Raw genomic sequence first — 18,450 nt, 5'->3', positions numbered from 1 at the left:
GTGCCCCATGAGCGACCAGCAAGACGTCCCTGATTACGACCTGAACGACTACGCCGACCCCGAAAACGCCGAAACCTCGTCCAACACCGGCCTGGCCCTGCCTGGGCAAAACCTGCCGGACAAGGTCTACATCATCCCGATCCACAACCGGCCGTTTTTCCCGGCGCAGGTGTTGCCGGTCATCGTCAATGAAGAGCCCTGGGCCGAAACCCTGGAACTGGTGAGCAAATCCGACCACCATTCCCTCGCCCTGTTTTTCATGGATACACCGCCCGAAGACCCGCGCCATTTCGACACCTCTGCCCTGCCGTTGTACGGCACCCTGGTCAAGGTGCACCACGCCAGCCGCGAGAACGGCAAGCTGCAATTCGTGGCCCAGGGCCTGACCCGCGTGCGCATCAAGACCTGGCTCAAGCACCACCGCCCACCGTACCTGGTGGAGGTCGAATACCCGCACCAGCCGAGCGAGCCGACCGACGAGGTCAAGGCCTACGGCATGGCGCTGATCAATGCGATCAAGGAACTGCTGCCGCTCAACCCGCTGTACAGCGAAGAGTTGAAGAACTACCTCAACCGCTTCAGCCCCAACGACCCGTCACCGCTCACCGACTTCGCCGCCGCGCTGACCTCGGCCACCGGTAACGAGTTGCAGGAAGTGCTCGATTGCGTGCCCATGCTCAAGCGCATGGAAAAAGTTTTGCCGATGCTGCGCAAAGAGGTCGAAGTCGCACGCCTGCAGAAAGAACTCTCCGCCGAAGTGAACCGCAAGATCGGCGAACATCAGCGCGAGTTCTTCCTCAAGGAACAGCTCAAGGTCATCCAGCAAGAGCTGGGCCTGACCAAGGACGACCGCAGCGCCGATGTCGAACAATTCGAGCAGCGACTGGTGGGCAAGACGCTGCCGGCCCAGGCGCAGAAACGTATCGATGAAGAACTCAACAAGCTGTCGATCCTCGAAACCGGCTCGCCGGAATACGCCGTCACCCGTAACTACCTGGACTGGGCCACCTCGGTACCGTGGGGCGTGTATGGCGAAGACAAACTCGACCTGAAACATGCGCGCAAGGTGTTGGATAAACACCATGCGGGCCTGGATGACATCAAGAGCCGCATCCTCGAGTTCCTCGCGGTAGGCGCCTATAAAGGTGAAGTCGCCGGTTCCATCGTGCTGCTGGTGGGCCCGCCGGGCGTGGGCAAGACCAGCGTCGGTAAATCCATCGCCGAATCCCTCGGGCGGCCGTTCTACCGCTTCAGTGTCGGCGGCATGCGCGACGAGGCCGAGATCAAGGGCCACCGCCGCACCTACATCGGCGCGCTGCCGGGCAAGCTGGTGCAGGCGCTCAAGGATGTGGAGGTGATGAACCCGGTGATCATGCTCGACGAAATCGACAAGATGGGCCAGAGCTTCCAGGGCGACCCGGCCTCGGCGCTGCTTGAAACCCTCGATCCCGAGCAGAACGTCGAATTCCTCGACCACTACCTGGACCTGCGCCTGGACCTGTCCAAGGTGCTGTTCGTGTGCACCGCCAACACCCTGGACTCGATCCCCGGCCCGTTGCTCGACCGCATGGAAGTGATTCGCCTGTCGGGCTACATCACCGAAGAAAAAGTCGCCATCGCCAAGCGCCACCTGTGGCCCAAGCAGCTGGAAAAAGCCGGCGTGGCAAAAACCAGCCTGAGCATCAGCGACGGCGCCCTGCGTGCGTTGATCGATGGCTATGCGCGGGAAGCCGGCGTGCGTCAGTTGGAGAAACAGCTGGGCAAACTGGTGCGCAAGGCGGTGGTCAAGCTGCTGGATGAGCCGAATTCGGTGATCAAGATCGCTAACAAGGACCTGGAAGCCTCCCTGGGCATGCCGGTGTTTCGCAATGAACAAGTGCTGTCGGGCACCGGTGTGATTACCGGCCTGGCCTGGACCAGCATGGGCGGGGCGACCTTGCCGATCGAAGCGACGCGCATCCACACGCTCAATCGCGGCTTCAAGCTCACCGGGCAATTGGGTGACGTGATGAAGGAATCCGCAGAAATCGCCTACAGCTTCATCAGCTCCAACCTGAAGTCGTTTGGCGGTGATCCGAAGTTCTTCGATGAAGCCTTCGTCCATTTGCACGTACCGGAAGGCGCCACGCCAAAAGACGGACCGAGCGCGGGCGTGACCATGGCCAGCGCGCTGCTGTCCCTGGCACGCAACCAGCCACCGAAAAAAGGCGTGGCGATGACCGGCGAACTGACGTTAACCGGGCATGTGCTGCCGATTGGCGGCGTGCGTGAGAAGGTGATTGCGGCGCGGCGCCAGAAGATTCACGAGTTGATCCTGCCGGAGCCCAACCGTGGCAGCTTTGAAGAGCTGCCGGAGTACCTGAAGGAAGGCATGACGGTGCACTTTGCCAAGCGCTTTGCGGATGTGGCCAAAGTGTTGTTCTGACAGTTATGTAGTGCCTGAGCTGGCGCTATCGGGGGCAAGCCCCCTCCCACATTTTGATTTGTGAATGCCTTCAAGTGTGGGAGGGGGCTTGCTCCCGATCAGGCCAGACCTGCCAACACAACCCCCTCCTGTCACACCTTGTCTCATCTTCGGTTATGCTCGCCCTTCGTCGTGTACAACCGGAGCCCCCATGACCGTTGCCCGCCTGTTTCTCCCCTTGAGCCTTGCCCTGCTGGCCGCATGCGCCAGCGCGCCGAAGCAAAACATCAGCGTGGACGACCAGAGCGCCTGCCCGCTGCAGCTCAAATCCGGTCAGAACCTGATCCTCACCCTGCCCAGCAACCCCACCACCGGCTACCGCTGGGCTATCCAGGATTCCGCCGGCGGCGTGTTGCGGGCACTGAGCCCGGAGGTATACAGCAGCAGCGAATCCGGCGTGATCGGTGGCGGCGGCCAGTCCACCTGGCGCTTCCAGGCCTTTACCGCCGGGCAAGGCCGTTTGCGCCTGACCTCCCAGCAACCGTGGGAGCCGGAGGCCGAACCCGCCCAGACGTTCGACTGCGCCATTACGGTGAACTGACGGGCTGACCTTAGCCGCTGCCGGCCCTCGGCTTTCCATCAGACAACCCGCGCATCCGCGGGCCAAGTTGGCTAAAATGCCGGCCTTTCCTTCCTCGTCGCCGGAACAACCGTGAGCAAAGAACCCGATCGCCTATTCGCCCAGCCCCTGCCCCAGGTGCCGGACTTCGCCTTTAACGAAGACGTGGTGCGGGTGTTCCCGGACATGATCAAGCGCTCGGTGCCCGGTTACCCGACCATCGTTGAGAACCTCGGCGTGCTCGCCGCCCAGTTCGCCCAGCCGGGCAGTGTGCTGTATGACCTGGGCTCGTCCCTGGGCGCCGTGACCCAGGCCCTGCGCCGCCATGTGCGTACCGACGGGTGCCGGGTGATCGCGGTGGATAACTCGACGGCGATGGTCGAACGCTGCCGCGAATACCTCAATGGCCAGGATTCGATGTTTCAGGAATTGCTGCCGGTGGAGGTGATCGAGGGCGATATCCTCGCCCTGCACTTCCAGCCGGCCTCGGTGGTCGCGCTGAACTTCACCCTGCAATTCATCGCCCCCGATGAACGCCTGGCGTTGCTCGGGCGCATCCGTCAGTCGCTGCTGCCGGGCGGTGCGCTCATCCTCTCGGAAAAGCTGCGCTTCAACGATGCCCAGGAACAGGCGCTGCTGACCGACCTGCATATCGCGTTCAAACGCGCCAACGGCTACAGCGAGCTGGAAATCGCCCAGAAGCGCAGCGCCATCGAAAACGTCATGAAGCCCGACAGCCTCGAAGAACACCGCGAACGCCTGCTGGCGGCCGGGTTCTCGAAAGTCGTGCCGTGGTTCCAGTGTCTTAACTTTGCCTCGTTGATTGCCTTGCCATGATTGATTTGTCTCCCCTCGCCCGCCATCTGGTCGGCACTCCCTTGGCCGTGTGGGCCCAGGGCCTGCAAGCGCAGCTCGATAGCAAAATGGAAAAAGGCCATGGCGACCTGGAGCGCTGGCAAAGTGCATTGGACGCGCTGCCGAAGATCCAGCCCAGCCAAGTCGACCTGCTCACAGGCCTGGTGCTGGACACTGACTGCGATGACGTCACCCGTGCGCAAATGCACACCGCGCTGATGGGCCTGAGCCCGTGGCGCAAGGGGCCGTTCCACCTGTTCGGCGTGCATGTGGACACCGAATGGCGCTCGGACTGGAAGTGGTCGCGGGTGGCGCCGCACCTGAATTTGAACGGTAAGCGCATCCTCGACGTGGGCTGCGGCAACGGCTATTACATGTGGCGCATGCTCGGCGCCGGCGCCGACAGCGTGATTGGCGTCGACCCGAACTGGCTGTTCTTCTGCCAGTTCCAGGCGGTGCAGCGGTACCTGTCAGCACCCAGGGCCTGGCACCTGCCGTTCCCGTTCGAAGACCTGCCGGCGAACCTTGAAGGCTTCGACACGGTGTTTTCCATGGGCGTGTTCTATCACCGTCGTTCACCGATCGAACATCTGCTGGCGCTGAAAGACACCCTGGTCAAGGGCGGCGAACTGGTGCTGGAAACCCTGGTGGTGGAAGGCGACCAGCAACAAGTGCTGGTACCCGAAGACCGCTACGCGCAGATGCGTAACGTATGGTTCCTGCCCTCGGTCCCGGCGTTGATGCTATGGCTGCGCCGTGCCGGTTTCAGTGATGTGCGCTGCGTGGATGTGAGTGTGACCACGGTGGAGGAACAGCGTGGGACCGAGTGGATGAAATACCAATCCCTCAGCGACTTCCTGGATCCGGAAGATCACAGCAAGACGATTGAAGGGCTACCGGCGCCGATGCGGGCGGTGATCATCGCCAAAAAGTAACCCCCATATTCCTGAAACAACAGGGATCTAAATGTGGGAGGGGGCTTGCTCCCGATAGCAGTGTGTCAGTCAGCATGGTTGTAGCTGACCCACCGCCATCGGGAGCAAGCCCCCTCCCACATTTGCTTATCAGTGTTCTTTAGAGCGGTGGCTTGGCACGGCGGGCTTTGAAGAATTCACTCAACACCGTCCCACACTCTTCAGCCAGCACCCCACCCTCAAACAACACCCGATGGTTCAGAAACCCCTGGGTAAAAAACTGCCCCTGGCTCTGCACAATCCCGGCCTTGGGCTCCAGCGCGCCGTACACCACCCGCGCCACCCGCGAATGCACGATCAGGCCGGCGCACATGCTGCACGGCTCCAACGTCACATACAGCGTGCTGCCCACCAGGCGATAGTTGCTGATCGCTTGCGCAGCGGCGCGGATGGCGACCATTTCGGCATGCGCGCTTGGGTCATTGCCGCTGATCGGGCAGTTGAAACCGCGGCCGATGATTTCACCGTTTTGCACCAGAACCGCGCCCACCGGCACTTCGCCCAGCGCCGCGCCCTGGGCGGCGAGTGCCAGAGCTTCGCGCATGAAGGTTTGGTCGCGGCTGCGGTCGATGATCGCCGGGCGAATCTGGCGCATCACGCCACCTCGATGGCGGCCATCAGGCCGGTTTCCATATGGTCGATCACATGGCAGTGGAACATCCACACCCCCGGGTTATCCGCCACCAACGCCACGCGGGCGCGTTCGTTCTTGCCCAGCAGATAGGTGTCGGTGAAATACGGGATGACCTTGTGGCGGTTCGAGGCAATTACCTTGAAGCTCATGCCGTGCAGGTGGATCGGGTGCTGGTACTGGGTCATGTTCTTCAATTCGAAAATATAGCTTTTGCCCTTCTCCAATTTGGCGATCGGGCGGTCGGCGCAGGTTTTGTCGGTGATATCCCAGGCCTGGCCGTTGATCTGCCACAAGCTCGGTGGCTTGCCGTTGTCGAGGTTGACCGACACCGAGCCGACCCACTCGAAATTGAAGTTGAGTTTTTCCGCATTGGCCAGGTCCGGTTCGGCAACCGGGTTGGGCGGCAATGCGGGCGGCCATTCGCTCGGCGCGTCGGTATTGGCCACCGAGCGGAACGTACCCAGACGCACCGGGCCATTGCGGATCGACAGCTCTTCGCCTGCCGGCGGCGCCTTGATGGCCAGGCAAATACGCATGCCAGGGCCCAGCCAGTATTCCTTGCCCAGCGGGCGCGGCTCGATGGGGTTGCCGTCCAGCGCGTAGATCTGCGCTTCGACATCCGGGATGTTGATGCGATAAGTCAGGGTGTTGTCGAGGTTGAGCAGGCGCACGCGGGTGATCTGCCCGGCCGGCAGGTCGATCACCGCCTGGGCCACGCCGTTGATGGTGGACAACCGCCCCGCCGTACCGCCACGCGCCGCCTCGCGGGGAATACTGAACGCCACGAAGGCGCCCTCTTCATCGACGTGCCAGCTTTTCAGGCTGAGGGTGCGTTCGTGCTTGAAACCGGTGGGCTCGCGCTCTTCGATGATCAACGGCCCGACCAGGCCACGGCCGAGTTCTTCGCTGCTGTTCACATGGGGGTGGTACCAGTAGCTGCCGGCGTCGGGTACACGGAACTTGTAGTCGAAGTATTCCCCTGGCAATACCGGCAATTGCGAGACATAGGGCACGCCGTCCATTTCCAGCGGCAGGCGAATGCCATGCCAGTGGATGGTGGTGGCGACCGGCAGGTGGTTGATAAAGCGCACCCGCAGCCATTCGCCCTGGCGCACGCGCAGCTCGGTGCCCGGCGCAGAGGGGCCGAACGCCCAGGCTTGGGTGGTGTGGCCCGGCACCAGTTCCACATCGAGCGGCGCGGCGATCAGTTGATAGTCGCTTCCTGCGTTGGCATCGGCAACCTTGCCCAGCCAGTAGCGATAGGCGCCACCGGCACCCACACCCACGACGGCCAGGCCGGCAAGGCCACCGAGGATCTGTCGACGGGAAAACGATTGGGACACAACAACCTCACGTATCGGTCGCAGGCCAGGGCCCGCAAAGGGCAGATACGATACACCTGCGCGGGCTAAACAGTAAGGGTTCGCATTGCCGCATGGTGCAATTCTACAATTCACTGGGGTCCCAATGTGGGAGGGGGCTTGCTCCCGATAGCAGGGTGTCAGTCAGTACATATATTGACTGATCCACCGCTATCGGGAGCAAGCCCCCTCCCACATTGGATTTGCATTGTTTTCTAGTGCTTGGCGGCGGCCAGAATCAGGGCTTTCATCTCGGCCACAGCGCCTTTGAAGCCGACGAACAGCGCATGAGCCACCAGCGCGTGCCCGATATTCAGTTCGTTGATGCCCTTGATCGCGGCCACGGCTTCGACGTTGTGGTAGTGCAGTCCATGGCCGGCGTTGACGATCAGGCCTTCAGTGAGGCCGCAGTTCACACCGTCGATGATGCGTTGCAGCTCCTCGGCCACTTCGGTCGGCGTGGTGGCATCGGCGTAGCGACCGGTGTGCAGCTCGATCGCCGGCGCGCCGACGCGGCGCGAGGCTTCGATCTGGCGCTCGTCGGCGTCGATGAACAACGACACTTCGCTGCCGATCTTCGACAGGCGCTCCACGGCAGCCTTGATCCGCGCTTCCTGGCCGGCCACGTCGAGGCCGCCTTCGGTGGTCAGTTCCTGACGAGTCTCCGGCACCAGGCAAATGTGCGCCGGGCGGATGCGCTCGGCGAACGCCATCATTTCCTCGGTGACGCCCATTTCGAAGTTCATGCGGGTCTGCAGCACGTCCTTGAGCAGCAACACGTCGCGCTCCTGGATGTGGCGGCGGTCTTCGCGCAGGTGCACGGTGATGCCGTCGGCACCCGCTTCTTCGGCGTCCAGCGCAGCCTTGACCGGGTCAGGGTAACGGGTGCCCCGGGCCTGGCGCAGGGTGGCGACGTGGTCGATGTTGACGCCAAGAAGAATGCGATTGCTGGTGCTCACGGAAGCGCTCCTGAAAAGGGAAAGAATCGGTGCACAGCATACACGGGGATGTCAGGGCTTTCGAAACAACTCGCGACTGACCAGCGGCCGTCCGCCCAGGTGCACGGCCAAGGCCTGGCGCATCAGGCGCTTGGCGGCGGACAAAGCGCCGGGGGCGGTCCAGTCCGCCTCGCTCATGGCCAACAGTTCGGTGCCCTGGAACAGACCGGGTTGCAACAAGTACACACGCTCAAGGCCTGCGTCCACTTGCAGGCGGTACATGCCGTCGGCAGCGACGGGATCACCGTGCAGGTCGTTGTGCAGTTCAAAACCGTAGCCCAGGTCATCCAGCAGGCGCCATTCGAAGGCGCGCAGCAGCGGCTCCAGGGGACGGCCTTCAGCGAGGGCGAGCAAGGTGGCGGCGTAGTGATCGAAGACCGCCGGGTGCGGGTCTTCGGCGGGCAACAGGCGAATCAGCAGCTCATTGAGGTAGAGCCCACTGAACAGCGCATCACCATTGAGCCAGGCAGAGGTGCCAACGCTTTCCAGGCGGCCCACGTTCTTCAACTCGCCCTTGCCACGAAACTCCACGTCCAGCGCCACGAAGGGCCGCGCCAACGTACCGGCCTTGCCCCGCGCACTGCGCAAAACCGCGCGCAGGCGACCTTGAGGCGTGAGGAAGTCCACCAGCGCGCTGGTCTCACGGTAGGCGCGGCTGTGCAGGACGTAGGCGAGCTGGCTGGGGGGTGGGGTTGGGGACATGGGTTCTCGATCTTGAAAACAACATAAACCTAATGTGGGAGGGGGCTTGCTCCCGATAGCGGTGGGTCAATTAACACATAAGTGACTGACAGACTGCCATCGGAGCAAGCCCCCTCCCACATTTTAAGCCCTGCGGTGTGCTTACAGGTCGCCGTAGCCGAGGGAGCGCAACGCACGCTCATCATCAGACCAACCACCTTTCACCTTCACCCACAGGTTAAGCATGATCTTGGAATCGAACAGCAATTCCATGTCTTTGCGTGCCTCGGTGCCGATGCGCTTGATGCGCTCGCCCTTGTCGCCAATGATGATTTTCTTCTGGCCGTCACGTTCAACGAGGATCAACGCATGAATGTGCAGGGTTTTGCCCTGCTGCTTGAACTCTTCGATTTCAACGGTGATCTGGTACGGCAGCTCGGCGCCCATCTGGCGCATGATTTTCTCGCGCACCAGTTCGGCGGCAAGGAAGCGGCTGCTGCGGTCGGTGATCTGATCTTCCGGGAAGAAATGCTCGTTCTCCGGCAGGTAGCCGGCGATCACGCGTTCCAGGGCTTCGAGGTTGTGGCCGTGCTGCGCCGAGATCGGCATGATCTGGGCGTTTGGCAGTTGTTCCTGCAGCCAGCTCAGGTGCGGCATCAGCTCGGCTTTGTCTTCGATGCGGTCGGTCTTGTTCAGCGCGACGATCAAGGGCCCGGTGACGTACTGCACACGCTCGAGGACCATCTGGTCTTCGTCGGTCCACTTGGTGCGGTCAACCACGAAGATCACCACGTCGACGTCTTTCAACGCCGCCGAAGCGGTCTTGTTCATGTAGCGGTTAAGCGCTTTTTCGCCGCCTTTGTGCATACCGGGGGTGTCCACATAGACCGCTTGCACGTTGCCTTCGGTCTTGATGCCCAGCATGTTGTGGCGGGTGGTCTGCGGCTTGCGCGAGGTGATCGCGAGCTTCTGGCCGAGGATGTGGTTCAGCAGCGTGGACTTGCCCACGTTCGGGCGGCCGACGATGGCAACATAGCCACAGCGTGTTGCGGTTGAATCAGTCATGGCCATTCTCCACGCCCAGGGCAATCAGTGCTGCAGCGGCCGCTACCTGTTCGGCAATACGACGGCTCACACCCTGACCTCGGCTTTTTTCGTTCAGTAAAGTGATTTCACATTCCACGAAGAACACGCGGCAATGCGGCTCACCCTGGATATCCACCACTTCGTAGCGTGGCAGTTCGCAACCGCGCGATTGCAGGTATTCCTGCAGGCGGGTCTTGGGATCTTTGTTGGTGTCGACCAGCGTCAGGCTCTCGATTTCCGACGCCAGCCAGGCGACCACGCGCTCCTTGGCCGTTTCCATCCCGGCATCGAGGTAGATCGCACCGATCAATGCTTCCAGGGCATCAGCCAGGATCGACTCGCGCCGGAAACCGCCGCTTTTCAATTCACCGGAGCCCAGCCGCAGGTACTCGCCCAGGCCGAAACCTCGGGCCAGCACGGCCAGGGTCTCGCCTTTCACAAGGCGTGCACGCAGACGCGAAAGCTGGCCTTCACGGGCCTGGGGAAAACGCTCGAAGAGCGCCTCACCGGCGGCGAAGTTGAGGATGGCGTCACCGAGGAATTCCAGGCGCTCGTTATTGCGCCCTGCAAAGCTGCGGTGTGTGAGGGCAAGGACCATCAATTCCTGGTCCTTGAAGGTGTAGCCGAGCTGACGCTCGAGACGACTGAGAGAAACGGTCACGGTTTATCCATATCTAGTTGGTGGCACCGGCGGCCATCGACGATTGACGCAGTGTTCAAATTCAAATCCTGATGGGTGCTGCGGGGCAGCGGAAAATGTCCAAGCCCCAGAAAAGCATTCGGCGCTGTGTTCACAGCGCCGCTTGTATTACTTGATCAGCCCTACCCGCGAGAAGTTCGGCAGGTGGCTGAGCTTGGGTTCAGGCCAACTCATCCAGACCGCGAAGGCTTTGCCGACAATATTTTCGTCAGGCACCATGCCCAGCAGGTCCTTGGGAATAGTGGGGTCGTCCCAGTAGCGGCTGTCATTGGAGTTGTCGCGGTTGTCGCCCATCATGAAATAGTGCCCGGCAGGCACTTTCCACTGGCCATCGGGCATCGCGCGGTAGCGGCTCATTTCCTTGCGGATCTGGTGCTCTACCGTACCGAGTTTTTCCTGGTACAACTCGGCGCTGCCCAAGGTATTCGGCTCGGCGCCCAGCAGCTTCTCGGCCACCGACTCACCGTTGACGAACAGGCGCTTGTCGCTGGTGTAGCGGATCACGTCGCCCGGCAGGCCGACCACCCGCTTGATGTAGTTGACGTTCGGGTCGCTTGGGTAGCGGAACACCATCACATCGCCGCGCTGCGGGTCACCGACTTCGATGACCTTCTTGTCGATCACCGGCAAGCGGATCCCGTAGGAAAACTTGTTCACCAGGATGAAGTCGCCCACGTCCAGCGTAGGTTTCATCGACCCCGACGGGATCTGGAACGGCTCCACCAGGAACGAACGCAGCACCAGCACGATGAACAACACCGGGAAGAACGACTTGCCGTATTCAACCAGCAAGGGCTCCTTGTTCAGCTTCTCGACCACCACCGCATCAGGCTGGCTGACGCTGCCCTGATAGGAGGCGATAGCCGCCCGCCGACGCGGGGCGAAGAACACCAGATCGAGCAACGCCAGGAGGCCGCAAACGGCGACGGCGATGACCAGCAACAGCGGGAAATTTAGTGACATAGGACCTAACTATCCAACCTGAGCACCGCAAGGAAGGCTTCTTGTGGAATTTCCACGTTGCCCACTTGCTTCATGCGTTTTTTACCGGCCTTTTGCTTCTCAAGCAGCTTGCGCTTACGGCTTACGTCACCGCCGTAGCATTTGGCCAGTACGTTCTTTCTGAGTGCCTTGACGGAGGTCCGCGCAATGATCTGCCCGCCGATGGCGGCCTGGATCGCGACGTCGAACATCTGGCGCGGAATCAGTTCTTTCATCTTCTCGGTCAACTGGCGACCTTTGTAGTGCGCATTGTCCTTGTGCACGATCAGTGCCAGGGCATCGACCTTGTCGCCGTTGATCAGCACATCCAGTTTCACCAGATTAGCCGATTGGTAACGATCGAAATGGTAATCCAGCGAAGCATAGCCGCGGCTGGTGGATTTGAGACGGTCGAAGAAGTCCAGGACCACTTCGTTCATCGGCAAATCGTAGGTCACTTGCACCTGGGTACCGAGGAACAACATGTCGTGCTGCACGCCACGTTTTTCGATACACAGGGTGATGACGTTGCCCAGGTGCTCCTGCGGAACCAGGATATTGGCCCGCACGATCGGCTCGCGCATGTCTTCGATGGACGACAGATCCGGAAGCTTGGACGGGTTGTCGACGTAAATCGTTTCACCGGTTTTCAGCGCCAGCTCAAAAATAACCGTCGGCGCGGTGGTGATCAGGTCCAGGTCGTATTCGCGCTCCAGGCGCTCCTGGATGATTTCCATGTGCAGCATGCCCAGGAACCCGCAACGGAAGCCGAAGCCCAGGGCGTCGGAACTTTCCGGGGTGTACTGCAGGGACGAGTCGTTGAGGGTCAGCTTCTGCAGGGCTTCGCGGAAGTCTTCGAAGTCGTCGGAGCTGACCGGGAACAGGCCGGCGTAGACCTGCGGCTGGATGCGTTTGAAGCCCGGCAGCACGTCGACATCGGGGGTGGAACTCAAGGTCAGGGTGTCACCTACCGGCGCCCCGTGAATGTCCTTGATACCCGCAATGATGAAGCCCACTTCACCGGCTTTCAGGTCTGTGGTGGCGGTGTGCTTGGGGTTGAACACACCGACGCTGTCCACCAGGTGGATCTTGCCGGTGGATTTGACCAGGATCTTGTCGCCCTTCTTCACGCGGCCATGGCGTACGCGCACCAGGGACACGACGCCCAGGTAGTTGTCGAACCAGGAATCGATGATCAACGCCTGCAGCGGATCTTCGTAGTTACCGGTAGGGGCCGGGATGGTCTTGACCAGGCGCTCGAGCACTTCGTCGACGCCCAGGCCCGTCTTGGCGCTGCACTCGACGGCGTCGGTGGCGTCAATGCCGATGATTTTTTCGATTTCTTCTTTTACGCGGTCCGGATCGGCCTGGGGCAGGTCGATCTTGTTCAGCACCGGCATGACCTCCAGGCCCTGCTCGATGGCGGTATAGCAGTTGGCTACGGACTGAGCCTCGACGCCCTGGCCGGCGTCGACCACCAGCAAGGCACCTTCACAGGCCGCCAGCGAGCGGCTGACTTCGTAGGTGAAGTCAACGTGGCCGGGGGTGTCAATGAAGTTCAGCTGGTACTTGATGCCGTTTTTGGCGGTGTAGTACAGGGTGACGCTATGGGCCTTGATGGTGATCCCGCGTTCACGCTCGAGGTCCATGGAGTCCAGGACCTGGGCTTCCATTTCACGCTCGGCAAGGCCGCCGCACATCTGGATGAATCGATCGGCCAGCGTCGACTTGCCATGGTCAATGTGGGCGATGATGGAGAAATTGCGGATATGACTCAAATCACTCACGGATCAACACTCAAAAAGGCTGCAGGCAGATTGCCCGCTGAAAAATAGCCGGGAATTGTACCTGATGCTCAGGCCAGACGTCATCTTTGCTGACGAGCACAAAAAAGCCCCGTTTCCACGGGGCTCAATATCGTAGGAGCGAGCTTGCTCGCGAAGATCGCCAACGATAATGCGCTCATCCTGGACGAACGCGGCGTATCGCAGATTTTCGCGAGCAAGCTCGCTCCTACAGCGGGGGCATTCAGCGTGCGCGCAATCAACCGGCTCGGCGCAACAACCAGAACCCGGCCACGGCGCAGATAAACGTCGGCACCAGCACTGCAAACAGCGGCGAGAAGCCGAATACCAGGCTCGACGGCCCCAGCAGGTCCTGGGCGATGCGGAAAGTGAAGCCCACCAGCACGCCGGTGAATACCCGCTGGCCGAGGGTCACGGAGCGCAACGGGCCGAAGATGAAGGAGATCGCCATCAACACCAGCGCGGCGGTGACCACCGGCTGCAGCACCTTGACCCAGAACGCCAGCCAGTAGCGGCCATTGTTCAGGCCCTGTTCCTTGAGGTAGTGGATGTAGCTCCAAAGCCCCGAGATCGGCAGGGTTTCCGGGACCATGATCACGGTATTGAGCAGTTCCGGCTTGAGCGCGATGTCCCATGCCTGGGTGGGCTCATTGACCACTTCGGTACTGGACTTGATGCCCTGGCCCACGTTATGGAAGAGCGTGGTGGTGACGTCGCTCAGCTGCCATTTTTCACCGTCATACTGCGCGCGCTTGGCGAAACTGGAGCTCAGCATGTGCCGCTCCTTGTCGAACGTGTAGCGCGTCACCCCGACCAACAACCCGCCGGGCTGCACGGCGTTGATGTGGATGAACTGGTCACCCTGGCGATGCCACAGGCCGTGCTTGGAACTCTGCGCATCACCCGAACCCTGGGCCAGGGCGCGATTGGCCTGGGCGGTGGCTTCGGACGGTGGCGCGACGTATTCGCCGATCAGCACGCTGCACGCCATCAGCAGCAGCATTGGCTTCATCACCGCCCAGACGATACGCCCGATGGACACGCCCGCCGCGCGCATGATGGTCAATTCGCTGTTGCTGGCCAGGGTGCCCAGGCCGATCAGGCAGCCGATCAGGCCGGCCATCGGCATCATGTCGTAGAGACGACGCGGCGCGGTCAGCGCCACGAAGCTCAGCACGTCGGTGACCGTGTAGGTATCGGTGACGTTGCCCACTTCGTCGATGAACGCAAACAGCGAGGCCAGGCCCAGGATGATGCCCAATACCGCCAGGATGGCGATCAGTACGCTGCTACCAATGTAGCGATCGAGCTTAGCCACGAGCCAACTCCTTCAGGCCACGACGGCTCTTCATTTTCAAACGGATAGGCTCCCAGTAGAGAAGCCCCAGGCCGATCACCAGGAAAATCCCGTGTACCCACCACAGGCCCAGGGCGGGCGGAATCTTGCCCTTCTCCAGGGAGCCACGGGCGGAAATCAGGATGGTCAGGTACGCCATATACAACAGGATTGCCGGCAGCAGCTTGAGGAATCGGCCCTGACGCGGGTTGACGCGCGACAGCGGCACGGCCATCAAGGTCACGATGAATACCAGCAGCGGCAGCGACAGGCGCCATTGCAGCTCGGCGATCGAGCGCAGCTCCTGGCTACCGAACAGCGATGCGGTCGGGAGCGCATCGCGGTCGGTGACTTCGTCGCTGATATCGGGCTTGGGCAGCATCACGCCGTAGGTGTCGTACTTGATCACGCGGTAATCGGCCAACCCCGGGCTGCCATCGTAGCGATAGCCGTTGTCCAGGATCAGGTAGCGGCTGCCGTCGGGGCGCACTTCCTGGCGGCCGCCGTCGGCCACCAGGATCGAGATGCCACGGTCTTTCTGGTCCTTGCCGAGGTTTTTCTGGGAAATGAACACGCCGCTCAGGTTGGAACGGTCTTCGGTCATTTCTTCGGTATAGGTCACGCGCGTGCCGTCGTTGAGCGCCTGGAAACGCCCGGGTTCGAGGGTGTCGAACTCGGTCATCGCGTCCTGCTTGTTCAGCAACAGCTGGAACTGCATGGCCCCCTGAGGCGCCAGGCTCAGGCTCAACCAGGCCACCAACAGGGCAACTCCGGCGGCCGGCACCATGGTCATGGCCAGCAGGCGCTGCTGGCTCATGCCGGTGGCCGACAGCACGGTCATCTCGCTTTCGAGATAGAGCCGGCCATATGCCAGCAGGATGCCAAGGAACAGGCCGAGCGGCAGGATCAGTTGCAAGAAGCCCGGCAGGCGAAAGCCCATGATCAGGAACAAAGAGCCCGGATCCAGGGCGCCCGAGGCGGCCTGTGCAAGGAATTTGACGAAACGACCACTCATGATGATGACCAGCAATACCGCACTCACGGCACTCAGGGTCAACAGGACTTCGCGGGATAGATAACGGAAGACGATCAAACCAGACACTCCAGGGTTGTCAGGCTAAGGCGGCCAAACAAGCAAGCATACCGAGTCGACCCGTTTGCGCGGGCCGGCTAAAAAGATGGCGCATTATCCTGTGATTGACCGCGCCTGTCACTGCGCAACCTCATGCGCACACACAAAGCGTGCTTCGAGGGTTGTCAGGCTCCGCCGGCGAGGTTCAAACTGCGGCCTTTGTCGCTGGCGGTTTACAAGGCTGCCACGCTTTAAAGCCTGGGTACACATGCCAGGCTCACCGACCGTATAAGGGACCCGAAAATGGAATTGGTTGTAAAAAGCGTTAGCCCCGAAACGTTGAAAACCGCCACCCTCGTGGTCGCTGTCGGCGAAGGCCGCAAACTCGGCGTTGCCGCCAAGCAACTCGATGAACTGAGCGGCGGCGCCATCAGCGCCGTGCTCAAGCGCGGCGACCTGGCCGGCAAAGTCGGCCAGAGCCTGCTGCTGCAGAGCCTGCCGAACCTCAAGGCTGAGCGCGTATTGCTGGTGGGCGTGGGCAAGGACGCCGAGCTGGATGATCGTCCGTTCCGCAAGATCATCAGCGCCATCCTTACCACCCTTAAAGGCCTGGGCGGCAGCGATGCGGCACTGGCACTCGATGAAATCGTCTTAAAAGGCCGTGACAGCTACGGAAAGACCCGTCTGCTGGCCGAAAGCCTGGTGGACGGCGGCTACGTTTTCGACCAGTTCAAGAGCCAGAAAGCCGAACCCCGCGCGCTGAAAAAAATCACCCTGCTGACCATCAAGGCTGCCCAGGCTGAAGTCGAGCGCGCCGTCACTCATGCAACGGCTATCGCCAACGGCATGTCATTCACCCGCGACCTGGGCAACCTGCCGCCGAACATCTGCCACCCAACCTTCCTCGGCGAACAGGCCAAGGCGCTGGGCAAAGAATTCAAGGGCCTCAAGGTCGAAGTGCTGGACGAGAAAAAGATCAAGGACCTGGGCATGGGTTCGTTCTATGCCGTGGGCCAGGGCAGCGACCAGCCGCCACGCCTGATCGTGATGCAGTACAACGGCGGCAAGAAGTCCGAGAAGCCGTACGCGCTGGTCGGCAAAGGCATCACCTTCGACACCGGCGGCATCAGCCTCAAGCCGGGCGCCGGCATGGATGAGATGAAGTACGACATGGGCGGCGCCGCCAGCGTGTTCGGCACCCTGCGCGCCGTGCTGGAACTCAAGCTGCCGATCAACCTGGTGTGCATCCTGGCCTGCGCCGAGAACATGCCGAGCGGCGGTGCTGCCCGCCCAGGCGATATCGTCACGACCATGAGCGGCCAGACCGTGGAAATCCTCAACACCGACGCCGAAGGCCGCCTGGTGCTGTGCGACGCGCTGACCTACGCCGAACGCTTCAAGCCGCAGGCAGTGATCGACATCGCCACCTTGACCGGTGCCTGCGTGGTTGCCCTGGGCGCCCACACATCGGGCCTGCTGGGCAATAACGACGAGCTGATCGAGCAATTGCTCAGCGCCGGCAAGGCCGCCGACGACCGCGCCTGGCAACTGCCGCTGTTCGACGAGTACCAGGAGCAACTGGACAGCCCGTTCGCCGACATCGCCAACATTGGCGGGCCGAAAGCCGGCACCATCACCGCAGCGTGCTTCCTGTCGCGATTTGCCAAGAACTTCAACTGGGCGCACCTGGACATCGCCGGTACTGCATGGACCAGCGGCGGCAAGGACAAGGGCGCCACTGGCCGTCCGGTACCCCTGCTGACCCAGTACCTGCTGGACCGCGCCAAGGCCTAAGCGCCTGCCCACTGCCTGCCACCGTCAACTGTAGGAGCGAGCTTGCTCGCGAAGAGCGCCAACGATAACGCGTTCATCCTGGATGAACGCATTGTTCTCAGGTTCTTCGCGAGCAAGCTCGCTCCTACAGTTCACGGCGGCAGCCCAGGAACCGCAATGACCCAAGTCGATTTCTACATCCTGCCCAGCGCCGATCCTTCAGCGCGGCTGGACTTTGCCTGCAAGCTCACCGAAAAAGCCTGGCGCATGGGCCACCGCATCTACCTGCATTGCAGCGATGCCGCCCAACGCGAGGACCTCGATGCCCGCCTCTGGCGCTTCAAGGGCGAAAGCTTCGTGCCCCACGGCCCCGCCGAATCCGAACCCGACGGCTTGGTCGTGCTGGGTTTGGGCGACAGTTGCGGCGATCACCAAGACCTGCTGGTCAACCTCGACCTGAAAGTGCCGGCCTTCGCCAAGGCATTCGCCCGTGTGGCGGAAGTGGTGGTGGAGGACCCGGCTATTCGTCAGGCCGCGCGAGAGAGTTTCCGTTTCTACCGCGAACAGGGCTATTCTCTGCAGGATCACCGGCTACAACGACTTTGAGTACATGATGGACACGCCCAACCCGATGAAAAAAGACGACCACTTGCTGGACGACCTCGAGTCGATCCGTCAGTTGCTCGGTGATGATGACCTGCAACCGCCGCTGTTGACCGAATCGGTCGAGGCCGGGGTACAGATTCCATTGTTGTCCGACATGCTCGACAACCAGCCTGCTGCGCCCAAGCCCGTGGCCGCGCCGCCCGCTCCCGCCGCAGAAAAAGCGCCCGACGCATTGCTGCTGCACCTGGACAACGAACTGCGCGCCGCCGCGCAACTGATCATGCAAGACGTGATCGACGACTTTGCCCCGCATATCGAAGCCGAGATCAAGCGGCGGATGGATGCGCGGATGGAGCGGTTGCTGAGTCAGTACCAATCCTGAGCCAGACAAAGATCCAATGTGGGAGGGGGCTTGCTCCCGATAGCGGTGGATCAGTCACAACATCACTGACTGACACTCAGCTATCGGGAGCAAGCCCCCTCCCACATTGGATCGCGTGCACCTCAAGCCTGTCTTCGCCTCGCCCTTCGCCCTATCCCCCGTTATACTTGCCGGCTTTCCTGA

At 61.5% G+C, this 18,450-nt stretch carries 17 protein-coding genes; 7 read left to right on the top strand and 10 right to left on the bottom strand.

What is annotated here, in order from left to right:
• The first annotated feature begins 7 nt into the window (after window positions 1-7).
• The 4 genes from lon to cmoB all read left to right on the top strand — a co-directional run bounded on the left by lon (window position 8) and on the right by cmoB (window position 4,813).
• Window positions 8-2,425: an endopeptidase La gene (gene lon / locus C4J92_RS05525; protein WP_124361454.1), complete on the top strand. Its 2,418-nt coding sequence runs from the start codon at window positions 8-10 to the stop codon at window positions 2,423-2,425.
• Between the two features lie 190 nt (window positions 2,426-2,615).
• The gene (locus C4J92_RS05520) at window positions 2,616-3,005 is read left to right on the top strand and encodes a protease inhibitor I42 family protein (RefSeq protein WP_124403192.1); all 390 of its coding nucleotides are present in this window, start codon (window positions 2,616-2,618) and stop codon (window positions 3,003-3,005) included.
• A gap of 111 nt (window positions 3,006-3,116) precedes the next feature.
• Complete coding sequence (gene cmoA / locus C4J92_RS05515) at window positions 3,117-3,860, top strand: carboxy-S-adenosyl-L-methionine synthase CmoA (RefSeq protein WP_124365955.1); 744 nt, start codon at window positions 3,117-3,119, stop codon at window positions 3,858-3,860.
• The gene (cmoB, locus tag C4J92_RS05510) at window positions 3,857-4,813 is read left to right on the top strand and encodes a tRNA 5-methoxyuridine(34)/uridine 5-oxyacetic acid(34) synthase CmoB (RefSeq protein ID WP_124403191.1); all 957 of its coding nucleotides are present in this window, start codon (window positions 3,857-3,859) and stop codon (window positions 4,811-4,813) included. Before cmoA ends, cmoB begins: the two co-directional genes overlap by 4 nt.
• Window positions 4,814-4,952: 139 nt before the next feature.
• Here the strand turns inward: cmoB and tadA are convergent, their stop codons facing one another.
• The 10 genes from tadA to lptF all read right to left on the bottom strand — a co-directional run bounded on the left by tadA (window position 4,953) and on the right by lptF (window position 15,527).
• A complete protein-coding gene (gene tadA / locus C4J92_RS05505; RefSeq protein ID WP_124403190.1) occupies window positions 4,953-5,447 on the bottom strand; it encodes a tRNA adenosine(34) deaminase TadA in 495 nt (164 codons plus the stop codon).
• Window positions 5,447-6,829, bottom strand: a complete 1,383-nt coding sequence (locus C4J92_RS05500; protein WP_124403189.1) for a multicopper oxidase family protein — start codon at window positions 6,827-6,829, stop codon at window positions 5,447-5,449. Before C4J92_RS05500 ends, tadA begins: the two co-directional genes overlap by 1 nt.
• A 233-nt stretch (window positions 6,830-7,062) precedes the next feature.
• Window positions 7,063-7,806 (bottom strand): pyridoxine 5'-phosphate synthase, encoded by a 744-nt coding sequence (pdxJ, locus tag C4J92_RS05495; RefSeq protein ID WP_124365952.1) that lies wholly within the window; start codon window positions 7,804-7,806, stop codon window positions 7,063-7,065.
• A gap of 51 nt (window positions 7,807-7,857) precedes the next feature.
• On the bottom strand, window positions 7,858-8,547 hold the full coding sequence (recO, locus tag C4J92_RS05490; RefSeq protein ID WP_124361446.1) for a DNA repair protein RecO: 690 nt from the start codon (window positions 8,545-8,547) through the stop codon (window positions 7,858-7,860).
• Between the two features lie 141 nt (window positions 8,548-8,688).
• Complete coding sequence (era, locus tag C4J92_RS05485; protein ID WP_029297473.1) at window positions 8,689-9,591, bottom strand: GTPase Era; 903 nt, start codon at window positions 9,589-9,591, stop codon at window positions 8,689-8,691.
• Window positions 9,584-10,273, bottom strand: coding sequence for a ribonuclease III (rnc, locus tag C4J92_RS05480; protein WP_003188856.1), 690 nt, complete (start codon window positions 10,271-10,273; stop codon window positions 9,584-9,586). The genes era and rnc overlap by 8 nt, the downstream gene beginning before the upstream one ends.
• 147 nt (window positions 10,274-10,420) lie before the next feature.
• Window positions 10,421-11,275: a signal peptidase I gene (gene lepB / locus C4J92_RS05475; protein WP_124361445.1), complete on the bottom strand. Its 855-nt coding sequence runs from the start codon at window positions 11,273-11,275 to the stop codon at window positions 10,421-10,423.
• Window positions 11,276-11,280: 5 nt separating this feature from the next.
• Window positions 11,281-13,080, bottom strand: coding sequence for a translation elongation factor 4 (gene lepA / locus C4J92_RS05470; protein ID WP_124403188.1), 1,800 nt, complete (start codon window positions 13,078-13,080; stop codon window positions 11,281-11,283).
• Between the two features lie 256 nt (window positions 13,081-13,336).
• Entirely contained in the window at window positions 13,337-14,416 is a 1,080-nt protein-coding gene (gene lptG / locus C4J92_RS05465; protein ID WP_124403187.1) for an LPS export ABC transporter permease LptG, read from the bottom strand.
• A complete protein-coding gene (lptF, locus tag C4J92_RS05460; RefSeq protein ID WP_124365948.1) occupies window positions 14,409-15,527 on the bottom strand; it encodes an LPS export ABC transporter permease LptF in 1,119 nt (372 codons plus the stop codon). The genes lptG and lptF overlap by 8 nt, the downstream gene beginning before the upstream one ends.
• 282 nt (window positions 15,528-15,809) lie before the next feature.
• Here lptF and C4J92_RS05455 point away from each other — a divergent pair, with 282 nt between their 5' ends.
• The 3 genes from C4J92_RS05455 to C4J92_RS05445 all read left to right on the top strand — a co-directional run bounded on the left by C4J92_RS05455 (window position 15,810) and on the right by C4J92_RS05445 (window position 18,267).
• Window positions 15,810-17,300, top strand: coding sequence for a leucyl aminopeptidase (locus C4J92_RS05455; RefSeq protein WP_124403186.1), 1,491 nt, complete (start codon window positions 15,810-15,812; stop codon window positions 17,298-17,300).
• A gap of 156 nt (window positions 17,301-17,456) precedes the next feature.
• Window positions 17,457-17,885, top strand: coding sequence for a DNA polymerase III subunit chi (locus C4J92_RS05450; RefSeq protein ID WP_124403185.1), 429 nt, complete (start codon window positions 17,457-17,459; stop codon window positions 17,883-17,885).
• Window positions 17,886-17,892: 7 nt separating this feature from the next.
• On the top strand, window positions 17,893-18,267 hold the full coding sequence (locus C4J92_RS05445) for a DNA polymerase III subunit chi (protein WP_124403184.1): 375 nt from the start codon (window positions 17,893-17,895) through the stop codon (window positions 18,265-18,267).
• Window positions 18,268-18,450 lie beyond the last annotated feature (183 nt).

This window comes from Pseudomonas sp. R3-18-08 (assembly GCF_003852065.1).
Lineage (GTDB): Bacteria > Pseudomonadota > Gammaproteobacteria > Pseudomonadales > Pseudomonadaceae > Aquipseudomonas.
Note: the sequence above shows the minus strand (reverse complement) of the source record. Positions and strands in the feature narration are given on the sequence as shown.